This window comes from Amycolatopsis sp. NPDC034160, from assembly GCF_055575355.1.
On record NZ_JBVISU010000018.1, the window covers coordinates 18811 to 32109 of the forward strand.

Annotated in this window: 12 protein-coding genes; 10 read left to right on the top strand and 2 right to left on the bottom strand. The window is 67.5% G+C overall.

Annotation, left to right across the window (positions count from 1 at the left end):
- The first annotated feature begins 39 nt into the window (after nt 1-39).
- Both ACZ54P_RS29615 and ACZ54P_RS29620 read left to right on the top strand, forming a co-directional pair.
- A complete protein-coding gene (locus ACZ54P_RS29615; protein ID WP_465464867.1) occupies nt 40-843 on the top strand; it encodes a MerR family transcriptional regulator in 804 nt (267 codons plus the stop codon).
- A 96-nt stretch (nt 844-939) separates the two neighbouring features.
- Nucleotides 940-1836 (top strand): BtrH N-terminal domain-containing protein, encoded by an 897-nt coding sequence (locus ACZ54P_RS29620; protein ID WP_465464868.1) that lies wholly within the window; start codon nt 940-942, stop codon nt 1834-1836.
- On the opposite strand, the gene ACZ54P_RS29625 is transcribed toward ACZ54P_RS29620, so the two are convergent.
- Together ACZ54P_RS29625 and ACZ54P_RS29630 are read right to left on the bottom strand one after the other, a co-directional pair.
- Entirely contained in the window at nt 1818-2615 is a 798-nt protein-coding gene (locus tag ACZ54P_RS29625; RefSeq protein WP_465464869.1) for a DUF1684 domain-containing protein, read from the bottom strand. The genes ACZ54P_RS29620 and ACZ54P_RS29625 overlap by 19 nt on opposite strands.
- An 86-nt stretch (nt 2616-2701) precedes the next feature.
- Nucleotides 2702-2896 carry an antibiotic biosynthesis monooxygenase gene (locus ACZ54P_RS29630; RefSeq protein ID WP_465464870.1) on the bottom strand — a complete coding sequence of 65 codons (195 nt, stop codon included), beginning with the start codon at nt 2894-2896 and terminating at the stop codon, nt 2702-2704.
- Nucleotides 2897-3400: 504 nt separating this feature from the next.
- On the opposite strand from ACZ54P_RS29630, the gene ACZ54P_RS29635 reads away from it, so the two are divergent.
- The 8 genes from ACZ54P_RS29635 to ACZ54P_RS29670 all read left to right on the top strand — a co-directional run bounded on the left by ACZ54P_RS29635 (nt 3401) and on the right by ACZ54P_RS29670 (nt 13287).
- Complete coding sequence (locus ACZ54P_RS29635; protein ID WP_465464871.1) at nt 3401-4030, top strand: hypothetical protein; 630 nt, start codon at nt 3401-3403, stop codon at nt 4028-4030.
- Between the two features lie 100 nt (nt 4031-4130).
- Nucleotides 4131-6344 (top strand): UvrD-helicase domain-containing protein, encoded by a 2214-nt coding sequence (locus ACZ54P_RS29640; RefSeq protein WP_465464872.1) that lies wholly within the window; start codon nt 4131-4133, stop codon nt 6342-6344.
- Nucleotides 6345-6416: 72 nt separating this feature from the next.
- Nucleotides 6417-6794 carry a DUF1801 domain-containing protein gene (locus ACZ54P_RS29645; RefSeq protein ID WP_465464873.1) on the top strand — a complete coding sequence of 126 codons (378 nt, stop codon included), beginning with the start codon at nt 6417-6419 and terminating at the stop codon, nt 6792-6794.
- A 13-nt stretch (nt 6795-6807) separates the two neighbouring features.
- Nucleotides 6808-7200, top strand: a complete 393-nt coding sequence (locus ACZ54P_RS29650) for a YchJ family protein (protein ID WP_465464874.1) — start codon at nt 6808-6810, stop codon at nt 7198-7200.
- Between the two features lie 170 nt (nt 7201-7370).
- Complete coding sequence (locus ACZ54P_RS29655; protein ID WP_465464875.1) at nt 7371-10469, top strand: glycosyl hydrolase 2 galactose-binding domain-containing protein; 3099 nt, start codon at nt 7371-7373, stop codon at nt 10467-10469.
- A 103-nt stretch (nt 10470-10572) separates the two neighbouring features.
- Nucleotides 10573-10977, top strand: a complete 405-nt coding sequence (locus ACZ54P_RS29660) for a helix-turn-helix transcriptional regulator (RefSeq protein ID WP_465465000.1) — start codon at nt 10573-10575, stop codon at nt 10975-10977.
- Between the two features lie 5 nt (nt 10978-10982).
- Nucleotides 10983-11378, top strand: a complete 396-nt coding sequence (locus tag ACZ54P_RS29665) for a VOC family protein (RefSeq protein ID WP_465464876.1) — start codon at nt 10983-10985, stop codon at nt 11376-11378.
- Nucleotides 11379-11418: 40 nt separating this feature from the next.
- On the top strand, nt 11419-13287 hold the full coding sequence (locus ACZ54P_RS29670; protein ID WP_465465001.1) for a Na+/H+ antiporter: 1869 nt from the start codon (nt 11419-11421) through the stop codon (nt 13285-13287).
- The last annotated feature ends 12 nt before the right edge of the window (nt 13288-13299 follow it).

A 13299-nucleotide genomic window follows, 5' to 3' on the forward strand; every position in this document is an offset into this window, starting at 1 on the left:
GCTTGACCCTCTCCCGGGGAGAGGGTTCAGGCTTGTCCCATGACGACCTTGATGCCGATCGGCGTGTTCGCGCACGCCACCCGGCTGTCGGTCCGCGCGCTGCGGAACTACGACCGGCTCGGGCTGCTGGTGCCCGCCCTGATCAACCCCGGAACCGGGTATCGCCGGTACTCGCTCGAACAGTTCGCCCGCGCGGGGCTGATCCGGCGGCTGCGGGAACTGGAAATACCACTCGCGGAGATCGCCGAGATCCTCGACGCGGGTACGCCGGACGACGTGAAGGCCGCGATCAAACGGCATCACGACCGGGTGGTGACGCGGGCCGCGGAACTCGCGGCGATCAGCGGCGAACTCGATTCCGTCCTCGCCGAGCCGACGCGGTGGCTGCATGTCTACGAGCGCACACGCGCTCCGCAACAGATCGCCCGCTTGACGGTCCAGACTCCGCTGGGCGGCTTGGCCGAGCTGATCGGACCGGCCTACGGCCGCCTGTTCGCTGCGCTCGAAGCGCAAGGCGTCGCACCGGCGGGGCCGCCCGGGACCCGGTACCTCACCGACGATCCCGATGAGTTGACCGTCGAACTGTTCGTCCCGGTCAGCGAGCCGGTGCGCGCGGACGGAGACGTCGACTTCGCCGAACTCCCCGGCTGTCTGCTCGTGGCGACGATCCATGAGGGTGACTACGATGACGTCGAAACGGCCTATCGGTCACTGGGCCGCTGGATCGCCGAACGCGATCGCGTCCCAGCCGGACCCGCGGAGGAGTTGTACCTCGTGGCTCCCGGCCCGTCGGTCACGCCCGAGGCCTATCGCACCGAAATCGCCTGGCCGGTGCGCCCGTGATCCTCGACGGCATCAAGACCACTGGTGGCGAACACTGCGAGACCAGCACTCTCGACGTCCTCCTGCGGCACGCCGGGATCGAGCTGTCCGAACCCGATGCTGTTCGGGCTCGGGGAAGGTCTGGGCTTCATCTACTGGGACGGGAAGAACCTGCCGTTCCCGTTCCTCGGTGGGCGCAGCAAACCCCTGGAGATCACGCGGAGACTGACCGAACGGCTCGGGCTGTCCTTGGCCGTCAAGGAGACCACGTCGACGCGCACGGCGTGGCGGAACGTGGCCGAGCGGATCGACGCCGGACTCCCGGTCGGCCTGCAGCTCGATTCCTACCACCTCGAATACTTCACCTCGAAGGTCCACTTCGGCGGACACGTCGCCGCTTTGTACGGCTACGACGAAGAAAAGGCGTTCCTGGTCGACACGGCGCAGCAAGGCGGGGAGGTGACGACGTCACGGGAGAGCCTGGAACGCGCCCGAGGCGAGAAGGGGCCCATGACCGCGAAGAATCTCTCGTTCACCATCACCGCGGGCGGGTCGCTCACGCCGCTCTCCGACGCCGTTCGCTCCGCTGTGCGAGCCAACGCGGCGGAGTTCCTCACTCCGCCCATCGCCAACCTCGGCTACCGCGGGATCGGCAAAGCCGCCGTTCAGGTGCGGAAATGGTTCGACCGCAGCAGCGACCCGGCCCGCGACCTCCCGCAAGCCGCCACCCTGATGGAACGGGCGGGGACCGGCGGCGCGCTCTTCCGCCGGTTCTACCGCGACTTCCTCGAAGAATGCGCGGCCCTCGTCGACGACGCCGGTCTCCGTACCGCCGCCGAGAAATACCGTGAGATCACTCCACTGTGGACCGAAGTGGCGCGGTCGTTCACACAGGCGGGGGAAACGGGCGACACCCGGCACCTGGTGGACGCGTCCGCCGTCCTGTCCGAGCTGGCTCAGCGCGAACAGGAGGCGATGACGGCGCTGGCGACGGTTCAGCCCTGCCGCTCGTAGGGCAGCTTCTCCCCCGCTTCCACAGCGAACGGCAACCGGTTGCCGGCAGGCGGCAACGGGCAGGTCGCGAAGTCGGTGAACGCGCACGGCAGATTCGTCGCGCGCGTGAAGTCGAGGACGACGGACCCGTCCTCGGCGGGAGCCGCCACCGCGAGCGACCGGTTCGCCGCGTAGGTGGTGACGCCACTCGTGGCGTCGGTGAACAAGATGAGCAGGCCGTCCTTCTTGCCGTTGAACGCGGTGAGCGTGTGCTCCACGCCGTCGTGTTCGAAACGCACGATCCCCGGCGAGACGTAGACATGGCTGAGGCCTTCGACGACCGCACCGACCGTGGTCGGGCGCGGCTCGTCGAAAGCCTCGAAGGTGCCGGAAAGCACCCAGGCTTCGTCGGGCTCGTACGCCGGGACACCGCGGAAAGCGTTCAGCACGGGGGCTTTCGGATCGTGCACGCGGATCAGGTACCCACCGCGGCGCGCCACTTCGACCTCGATGTCCCCGGCGACGACGCGGGTGGTCGCGCCGCTGTTGACCAGCTCGAAGCGGTGGACGTCGGTGACCCGCTCGCCCTCGTGGGAGAGGTCCGCGCCCTGCGGGTCGAGATAGGCCGCGTCGGCGTCCTGCCACCACAAGCCGGGCAGCCCCTCATACGCGCGCGGGTTGTCCTCGAGCCAGTCGAGCGAGACCAGGGCGAGCCAGCCGAGCGGAGCGGCGAGATCGCGCTCGCGCTGGGTCTTCCAGTCCTGCCAGTCCCGCGTGAACGTGTCCAGGCTTGTGCTCATCGCCGGTCCCTTCCGTGACCTTGTTCGTTCTCCATGGTCAACGGCCTGTCGGCGGCGATATTTCCTGTCCCGGCATGTGGGCGGTCCTAGGCGCGGTAGTCCTCGGAGGAACGCCACCACACGATGTCGAGCCAGGTCTCGTCGTCGATCCGGATCAGCTGGGCGTCGAGGCGACCCTCCCGATCCGCCCGGAAGTCGGTGCGCATGGCCGGGCGGGCCTGGAGCAGTTCGTCCGCGCGGTCGGCCGGAACCTTGAAGCGGGTCAGTTTCACTTTCGTCATGGTGCCGATGTCAGGCGCCGGCGTTCGCGTTCGATCGCCAGTCAAACGTGGCGTTCCCCGGCACGGATCCGGACCGACTGGTGGAAGCCGCGCGGCGGCCCGGATGTCCGCAAGGGACACTTTTCGGTCGGGAGTGACAAGGAGGGTTCTGCCCAGCTTGGAGGTCGCCCGGCAACAACGGTCCGATGCGGGGGCGGTCGGCCGCCGATGAAGTGTTGGAAGTCCGTGAAGGCCTCCTTCCCTACCTTCACAGTAGGGAAGGAGGCCTTCACGACATCGAGCCGGTCACGCCACACCCTCCACCGCGTCTGACCCCGAGGAGCCCGCCGCCCATACCTGCGACGGGTCCCTCGGCAGGCCGCAGGCTTGAAAACTGTTCGGTACCGGCCGAAACCCGGAGATCGACTGGGCTATTCGGGCGTATTCGACGCGAAGATCTCCACGTCTTGTCGGTGTCCAGAGCAGGATCGTCCGTTCCGGACTTGGGAGGGGACGGAACGCCTCATGGTGAATCAGCCACGTGGCCCGGATGGCCGCTGGATCAAATACAAGTACGGCGGCGGCGCGGCGGCGCTGGGGGTCGCCGTGGCCGCCGGGAGCGTCAGTGCAGGCGGAGGCACCGCCGCCTCCCTCGATTCCGCCGCGGGCCAGGCCCTCAAAGGCAAAACCTCCAGCAAGAAATCCGCACAGAAGGGACGCCATTCCGAGGCATGGCAGCGCCTCGGCTGGCGTCAACTCAAGAAGGCCGCGAAACGCGAACTGAAATGCGGCCCGCATTCCTTCGGCGAAGTCCAGCGGTTCTTCCTTCGGCACCCTTGCGTCGATCTCGACCGCATGATCGTCACCGTCGATGACGGATCCGGTAACAAGATCGCCGTGTCCGTCGCCTGGGTGAAGATGCCCAAGGCGAACGAGGCAGCCGAGCTGAAACGGCTCGTCGACAAGGACGGCACCGGCAATGTCGCTCTCCTCGGCGAGGGACAGCACGGCGAACGCTTCACCGGCGAGGACTACGACTCCCGCCTCGACCGGAAGCTGGTCGTGATCGCCGAATCAGCTCGCGTCGCCGGACGGCCGAGCGAAGCGACGCTGGAGACCGCCGTCGAAATAGCCGTCGAATTCCCAGCACCTTGACCGCTACCAAAGGAACGGAACGTACGTGAGCAGGAGCGAACACTCGAGAAGGCGACTCGAAGCCCAAGCGAGACAGCTTCTGGAGAGAACCTTCACCGGCTTGGACTCGCTGCACCGCAATGTCCTCACCGCACTGCTCAGCCGGACCGGCGAGAGCTGGCGACTACTGGTCAGGACGGCGCTGCCGTCAGACGACGCCTGGAGCGCGGACGCGTTCCTGATCGGGCGCACCGGCGTCTTCGCACTCCTGATCGCCGACAAAGGCCCGGACGGCGAAACCGCGCGCCAAGTCTTGCGCCACGCGAAAGAACGCTTTGCCGGGATTCCCGGGCCACAGAGACGCGCTTTGGCCGAGAGCGCGATCCATCTCGTGGTGATCGGCTCGGGCGCCGGCAAACCCCGCCAAGACGGCATCTACTGGTCACTGACCGAATCCAGTCTCGACCGCGTCTTCCGGCGCGACGCGCTCCACCTCGACCAGAGACTGGTCGCCCGCATCGCGGAGCAGGCTGAACGACGCCTCCGCGGTTACCGGCCTCTGGCCGTTCAGCAGCTGGATCGCGCTCCGGACGCGGAGGGGCTGCTGGACGCGTCCGAACTGATCGAAGACCAGCTCGGCGCGGCACAGCAACGGTCGTTCGATTCCTGGCTCACCTTCCTGCATCCGCGGCAGAACGCCATCGTCAAACGCGACTACTCCGGTCCCGCGCGGATCAGTGGCCCCGCGGGGACCGGCAAGACGGTCGTCGCACTGCACCGGCTCAGGCACCTGGCCCGCCTCAGCACTGGACCGCTGCTGTTCACCACCTACGTCCACTCGCTGCCGTCGGTGATCAAAGCGGCCTTCGACCGGCTGGCCCCGGAACTGGACGGCCGCGCCGAGTTCACGAACCTGCACGGCTGGGTCCGCCGGTTCCTCGCTGAACGGGGCGTGCCGGTGAACGTCGACCGGCGCAAGATCGACACGGCGTTCAGCTTCGCGTGGATGGCTTATCGCGAGCGGCTGCAGCTCATCGAGCCGAGCGTCGATTACTGGCGCACGGAACTGGACAGGGTGATCAAAGGTCGTGGGATCACGACACTCGACGGCTACGTAGCGGCCGCTCGCCGGGGCCGGATCCTGCCGCTCAACGCGAGCCAGAGAGAAGACGTCTGGGGCCTCTACGAGCACTATCAGCGGGGACTCGCGGACAAGGGCGTGCACGACTATAACGATCTGATCGGACTGGGCCACGCCGAACTCAGGCAACGCCCGCTCGAATCGCCGTATGCGGCGGTTGTCGTCGACGAGGTCCAGGACATCACATTGGGCGGCTTGAAGCTGTTGCGTGAACTGGCCGGCGACGGACCGAACAAACTTTTGCTGGTCGGCGACGGGCAGCAACAGGTGTACCCCGGAGGTTGGCGGCTGTCCGACGCCGGTATCCCGATCCAGGGCCGCGGCGAGATCCTGAAGGTCAACTACCGCAACCGCGCCGAGGTGCTGGGTTTCGCACAGCGATTCGACGCGACGAACCGGGTGGACGACCTCGACGGCGCGGACGGCGTGGCCTTGCGTGCGGCCGAATCGGCCAGCGAGGGCGGCACCACCGCCGCCTGGCGCGGCACCTCACGCGATCTTCCCGACGCGCTGGCGAACGCCGTTCGAACCCTGCCGGTCCCCCTCGACCACGCGGCGCTGATCGTCTTCCAGCACAAGGACCTGAACAGGTGCACCGAAATCCTGCGCACGGCGGGGATACCCACGCTGGCGCTGGAGAACTACACCGGTGAAGCCGACGGCAAGCTCAAGATCGGGACCGTGCACCGCGCCAAGGGGCTCGACTTCCAGGCGGTGCTGGTGCTGGAGAACGTCCGCGAAAGCGTGACCGGGACGCAGGCCGAAGAGGAACGCCGTGAGCTGCGTGACAGACAGCATTTGGTCGCGGCGACTCGCGCCCGCGACTTCCTCTGGTGGGGCGTGCTCGATGACACCGGTACCGGCACCGAGCTCCCGGCCCAGCCCGAGTCACCGGCCAAAGAAGCCGAATGCGTTCACGACATGCCGATCTCGTGGTGTTCGCTGTGCCGGAAGCCACCACCGAACGTCCGCCCCCACGGCTACCGGACCGGTGAGGGGAACGCCTATCACAACGATCCGGACTGCACCTGGCTGCGCAAAGGCCAGGGCCGGGCGTATCGGCAGGGCAAGAACATCCACGACATCGTCCGGCTCGCCTGGGGTTCCGTCGCACCCGGCGAACTCGAACCCTGCGAGTTCTGCTGCAGTCCCCACTGGATGCGGCGCCACGGGCACCGACCGGACGCCGATTAGTTTTTTTGTCTTGACAACTTCGACCGTCGGACGGTTAGCTGAGCGCAGCACACCGACCGAAGGGATCCAGTCATGGCCAAGTTCGCGAACGTCGACGACTACATCGCCGCCCTGCCCGAAGACCTCCGCGAGGTCGCCGCCGCGCTGCGCCCGATCGTCAACGCCGCCTTGCCGGGCTCCATCGAGGCGCTGTACCACGGCTCCCCCACGTGGAGTGCGGGCGAAGCCGCGGGCAAGAACCTCGTCTGCTTGCTGAAGGCGTACTCGTCGTACGTCACCTTCGCCCTCTGGAAGGGACAGCTCGTTGACGACCGGTCCGGCAGGCTCGAGGCGAGCGCCCGCGAGATGGCGCACGTCAAACTGCGCTCGGTCACCGACATCGACGCCGACCTGTTCACCGGCTGGCTCAAGGAGGCACGGGACCTCGAAACCGCCGCGGCGGCGCGATGACACAATCGCCGTCGTGCCCACGATCACCGACGAATCCCGTTGCCCCTGCGGCCTTGGCGAGCCCTACGGCGCTTGCTGTGGCCGCTTCCACCAGGGAGCGGCGACAGCGCCGACCGCCGAACTCCTGATGCGGTCGCGGTTCAGCGCGTTCGCCGTCGGCGACACCGCTTATCTCACCACGACCTGGCACCCGGACACCCGGCCGTCGGACCTTGACCTGGACCCGGGGCAGCGTTGGACGTTCCTGGAAATCCTCGGCAAGACCGGCGGAGGACTACTGGAGAACGAGGGCACCGTGGAGTTCCGGGCCCACTACCGGCAGGACCGCCGAGCCGACAGCATGCGGGAGAACAGCCACTTCGTCCGCGTGGACGGGAAGTGGACCTACGTGGCGCCCGTCAGCTGACCGGACGGCCGCGCCTCCTCCGAGCCGGACCCCAACCGCGCGCCGACAAACCCCTCACGAGGGTCTGTTCCCCACGTGACGAGGCGGCTACTATCGCACCCAATTGTTAGGGAACTTTCTTAACGATATCCACCCCAGGTCCGCCGCCGTGTGCCCGAGGAGGCGCGCTCGTGAGTTTTCGGCAGAAGAGAACCCGGATCCCGTTACTGGCCATGACCGTCACCGCGCTGGCCGCCGCGGTCTGCGGGGTGACCACCGCTCCCGCCGCCACCGGCGCGGAAGTGGCCGTACCGCTGACCGTCGGCGCCGCCGCGGGCAACGCCACCCCGATCCCCGGTTACGTGATCCAGTCCTCGGCACAGGTCAGCGACGATTCAGCGGTGTCGAAGCCGGGCTTCCCCACCTCCGGCTGGTACCCGGTGTCGTCGCGGTCCACGGTCTACGCCGGTTTGCTGCAGAACGGCAAATACGCCGACCCGTTCTACTCGACGAATATGAAGAACGTCCCCGCGGCCCAGTTCTCCGTGCCGTGGTGGTACCGCACCGACCTCAACGTCGAGGACACCTCGTCGCGTACCTATCTCGACTTCAGCGGTGTGCTCTCGAAGGCCGACGTCTGGGTCAACGGTACCAAGATCGCGACGAAGGACCAGGTCAACGGCGCCTACACGCGGCACGACCTGGACATCACCGCGCACGTGCGCGCGGGCGTCAACAGCGTCGCCTTCAAGGTCTACCCCAACGACCCCAACAACGACCTCTCCATGGGCTGGATCGACTGGGCGCAGACCCCGCCGGACCAGAACATGGGCATCGTCCGGGACGTCCTCGTGCGGCGCGGCGGTCCGGTCGCGCTGCGCAGCGCGCACGTGGTCCAGAAACTGAACTCGGCGCTCGACCACGCCGACCTCACGGTGAAGGCCGACGTCCGCAACGACACGGCGAACGCGGTGCAGACCACGGTCGCGGGCACGGTCGCGGGCAAGCCGGTCAGCCAGACGGTCTCGCTGGCGGCCAAGGAGCGCAAGACCGTCACCTTCCCCGTCGTGGGTCTCGACAAGCCGAACCTCTGGTGGCCGGCCGGGATGGGCTCGCAGCACCGGTACGAACTCGACCTGACCGCGAGCGTCGGCGGCGCGCCGTCGGACAGCTCGAAGTCGAAGTTCGGTGTCCGCGACGTCAAGGCGCCGCTGAACTCCAGCGGCGGACGGCAGTACAGCGTCAACGGCAAACCGCTCCTGATCAGGGGCGGCGGTTACACGCCGGACCTGTTCCTGCGCTGGAGCGCGACCGCGGCAGCCGACAAGCTCAAGTACGTGCTGAACCTCGGGCTCAACACGGTCCGGCTGGAAGGACATATCGAGCCGGACGAGTTCTTCGACCTCGCCGACGACCTCGGTGTGCTGACCATGCCCGGCTGGGAATGCTGCGACAAATGGGAAGGGCACGTCAACGGCGAGGAGAAGGGCGAACCCTGGGTCGAATCGGACTACCCCATCGCCAAGGCGTCGATGTTCTCCGAGGCCGAGCGTCTGCGCGACCACCCGAGCGTCATCTCCTTCCACATCGGCAGCGACTTCGCCCCGGACCGGCGGATCGAGCAGGGTTACCTCGACGCGATGAAGGCCGCGGACTTCACCCTCCCGGTGATCCCGTCCGCGTCGAAGCGACCGTCTCCGATCACGGGCGCGTCCGGCATGAAGATGAACGGACCGTACGACTACGTCCCGCCGGTCTACTGGTACGACAAGTCGCAAAAAGACCGTGGTGGCGCGTGGAGCTTCAACTCGGAGACCAGTGCCGGTGTCGACATCCCGACGATGGACACGCTGAAGCGGATGATGTCGCCGAGCGAACTGGAGACGATGTGGAAGGACCCGTCGGCACCGCAGTATCACCGTTCTTCGTCGTCGACGTTCGCGAATCTGAAGCTGTTCGGTGACGCGCTCACCAAACGGTACGGCGCGCCGTCGAACCTGAACGACTTCGTGCGCAAGGCGCAGCTCGCGCAGTACGAGAACGTCCGTGCGGAGTTCGAGTCGCATTCGCGCAACTACACCGACTCGACCAACCCGTCGACCGGGTTGATCTACTGGATGCTCAACAGCCCGTGGACGTCCTTGCATTGGCAGCTGTTCGACGCCTACATGGACCAGAACGGCGCCTACTACGGCGCGAAGAAGGCCAACGAGCCGCTGCACATCCAGTACTCGCACGACAACCGTTCGGTCGTGGTGATCAACCAGACGTCGAACGCGGTCAACGGGCTGACGGCGACCACGAAGCTGTACAACCTCGACGGCACGGAGAAGTACAGCAACACCAAGACCGGGCTGTCGGTCGGCGCGCTGGGCGCCAAGGCCACCGCGGTCACCGTTCCGGTGGTGAGCGGGCTGTCGACGACCTACCTGGCGAAGCTCGTGCTCACCGACTCGTCCGGCAAGGAGGTCAGCCGGAACGTGTACTGGCTCTCCACCAAGGCAGACACGCTCAACTGGGCAGGCAGTGACTGGTACTACACCCCTCAGTCGGGCTTCGCGGATCTGTCCGGGCTGAACAACCTCGGCCAGGTGGCCGTCGGCGCGACGGCGAAGTCGGTCACCGGATCCGACGGGACGACCACGACGACCGTGACACTGAAGAACACCTCGGGCGGCAAGCTCCCGGCGTTCTACGTCGACACGAAGGTCGTGGATTCCGCGGGCAAGCCGGTGCTCCCGGTGGAGTGGAACGACAACGCGACGAGCCTCTGGCCGGGTGAAACGACCACGCTGACCGCGAAGTACCGCACGGCCGACCTCAAGGGCTCCAAGCCTTCGGTGCGGGTGTCGGGCTGGAACACCGGGACGCAGACCGTTCCGGCCGACGGCTCCGGCCCCGGTCCGGGCAACCCGGTCGACTACCAGGCCGAGGACGCCACGATCGGCCAGGGCGCGGTGGAGTCCAACCACGCCGGCTACACCGGTACCGGGTTCGTCAACTACGACAACGTGGCGGGCAGCTCGGTCGAGTGGACCGTCACCGCGCCGTCGGCGGGCACCTACGACGTCGTCGTCCGGTACGCCAACGGGACGACGACGAGCCGCCCGCTGGACTTCTCCGTCAACGGCTCGATCAGCGCGTCGGGCGTCGCCTTCGGCGGCACCGGGGCGTGGCCGACCTGGGCGACGAAAACCGTCCGGGTGACCCTGGCGGCGGGCGTGAACAAGATCAAGGCGGTCGCCACCACGGCGAACGGCGGCCCCAACGTCGACAAGATCACCCTCTAGCACGGGAGTCGCCGAAGGCCCCTTCGCCGCTCGGCGAAGGGGCCTTTCGGCGTACGCTTTCCGGGTGACCGGCAAACCCGACCCGCGCCTGCGCGACCTCGCCATGCTGCGACGCGTCCGCGACCGGATCGACCGCGACTACGCGCAACCGCTCGACGTCGAGGCACTGGCGCGCGGCGTCCACGTCTCCGCCGGGCATCTGAGCCGCGAGTTCCGGGCGGCGTACGGCGAATCGCCCTACAGCTACCTGATGACCCGCCGGATCGAGCGGGCCATGATGCTGCTGCGACGCGGGGACATGTCGGTCACCGAGGTCTGCTTCGACGTCGGCTTCTCGTCACTGGGCACCTTCAGCACGCGGTTCTCCGAACTGGTCGGCATTTCGCCGAGCGCCTACCGCAAACAGGCGATGGAAGACGGCCGCGGCATGCCCGGTTGCGTCGTCAAACAGGTCATGCGGCCGATCAGGAATAAAGAAGCGACTCCCCCGCGCGCCGACCTACCTTGAGTCGCATGTCCCTCTCGATTCACGCGTCCTTCCTCCCCGCGGACGATTTCGAGGCTTCACTTTCCTTCTATCGCGACATCCTGGGCTTCGAAGTGCGTGAGGAAGACCCGGCCGGAATCCTCGTCGGCCCACCTGGACAGCCGCGGACGTCGATCGTGCTCCAGTCCCCTGCCGCCGATCCGGAGCTCACCGAAGAGGAACGCGTCACGATCGCCGAACTGATGGCGAAGGGGACGTACGCGACCATCGTGCTCACCACCCGGGACCTGAACGCGACGTTCGACCGGATCCAGGCGACCGGCGCCGACGTCGTCCAGGAACCCATCGATCAGCCCCACGGCGTCCGTGACTGCGCTTTCCGCGACCCGGCGGGCAACCTGGTGCGGATCGAACAGCGGTAGCCCAGCCTCGGTGCGCGAGCACCGGGGCCCTCGGGTGATGATGAGCGGCGTGGAGATCGCGGTAGAACTCGTGGCACTGGTGGTGGCCGTCCTCCTGGTCACCGCCGCGGCGCGGAAACTCGACTGGTCGGCGCCGCTGTGCCTGATCGCGGTCGGGGTCGTCGCCTCGTACGTCCCCGGCGTCCCGGAGTACGAACTGGATCCGGAGGTCGTCCTGCTGGGGCTGCTGCCCCCGCTGCTGTACGCGACCGCGATCCGCACGTCGCTGATCGACTTCCGCCGTAACCGCGGGCCGATCCTGTTGCTGTCGGTGGGGCTCGTCATCTTCACCACGGCCGTGGTCGGCGTCGTGGCGTGGCTGGTGATCCCCGGCCTGCCGCTCGCCGCCGGGCTCGCGATCGGCGCGGTGGTCGCCCCGCCCGACGCGGTGGCGGCCACCGCGGTCGCCCGCAAGGTCGGCATGCCGCGCAAGCTGACGCGGCTCCTGGAGGGCGAGAGCCTGTTCAACGACGCGGCCGCGCTGGTCGCGTTGCGAACCGCCATCGCCGCCATCGCCGGTTCGGTCAGCCTGCTGCAGGTCGGCGGGGATTTCCTGCTCGCCGCGGGCGGCGGGCTGGTGATCGGGTTCGCCGTCGGCGCGATCGCCGCGATGATCCGCACCCACCTCGAAGATCCGGTCACCGACACCGCGCTTTCGCTGGTGGTCCCGTTCGTCGCCTACATCGCAGCCGAGGCGATCCACGGTTCCGGGGTGATCGCCGTGGTCGTCGCGGGCCTGATCCTCGGGCACAAGTCGCCAAGCATGCTCTCGGGCCGGTCCCGGCTGGCGAGCAGGCTGAACTGGCAGACCATCCAGTTCCTGCTGGAGAACATCGTCTTCCTGCTGATCGGCCTGCAGGTCCGGCGGATTATGACCGAGGTCGGCCACAGCGGCCTGACCTGGTTCCAGCTGGTCGTCATCTGCGCCGCGACCCTCGCCGCGACGATCGTCACCCGCATCGTCTGGATGGTCGGCATCGGGCTGGCGCGGCGGTTGTTCCGCCGTCACGCCTGGCCGTGGCGGTACTCGGCGGTGATCGCCTGGGCGGGGATGCGCGGGGTCGTCACGCTCGCGGCGGCGTTCGTGCTGCCGGCCGACACCCCGCAGCGGGCCGTGCTGGTCCTGGTCGCGTTCGTCGTCGTGGCCGGAACGCTGGTGCTGCACGGGACGACGCTGCCGGTGCTGGTGCGGCGCCTGAAACTGCCGCCGCCGGATCCCGCCGAAGACGCGTTGCAAGAGGCGGCCGTGCTCAACAACATGACGCGGGCCGCGATCGAGGAACTGGAGAAGATCCGGACTCCCGAGGACCCCGACGACATCGTCGAGCGCTTGCGCAGCCGCCTTCAGCACCGGTCCGATTCGGCTTGGGAGGAGCTCGGCAGGCAGAGCACGCTCACCGAGACGCCGAGCGACGCGTATCGGCGCCTGCGCTTGAAACTGCTCGAAGTGGAACGGGCGAAGTTCCTGGAGGCGCGCGACTCCGGCATGGCCGATGACGACGTCCTGCGCCGGATCCTCGAACGCCTCGACATCGAGGAATCCATGCTGGACAGGGAAGAGGAGACCGTGCCGGACTCCGATCGCGAACTGCGCACACCCGCCGCGACGGCGGGCTCCTGCAAGCATCTGACCAAAGACTGGCCGGAGGTCGAACCCAGCTCCCCTGACGAGTGCGCGGTCTGTGTCGAGAACGGGATGACCTGGGTGCATCTGCGCGAATGCGTCAAATGCGGGAACGTGGCCTGCTGCGACTCGTCGCCGGGCAAGCACGCGACCGAGCACTTCCACGACACCCTGCATCCGGTGATGCGCAGCCACGAGCCCGGCGAGACTTGGCGCTGGTGCTTCGTCGACAAGCAACTGGGCTGACTCGGTATCGTC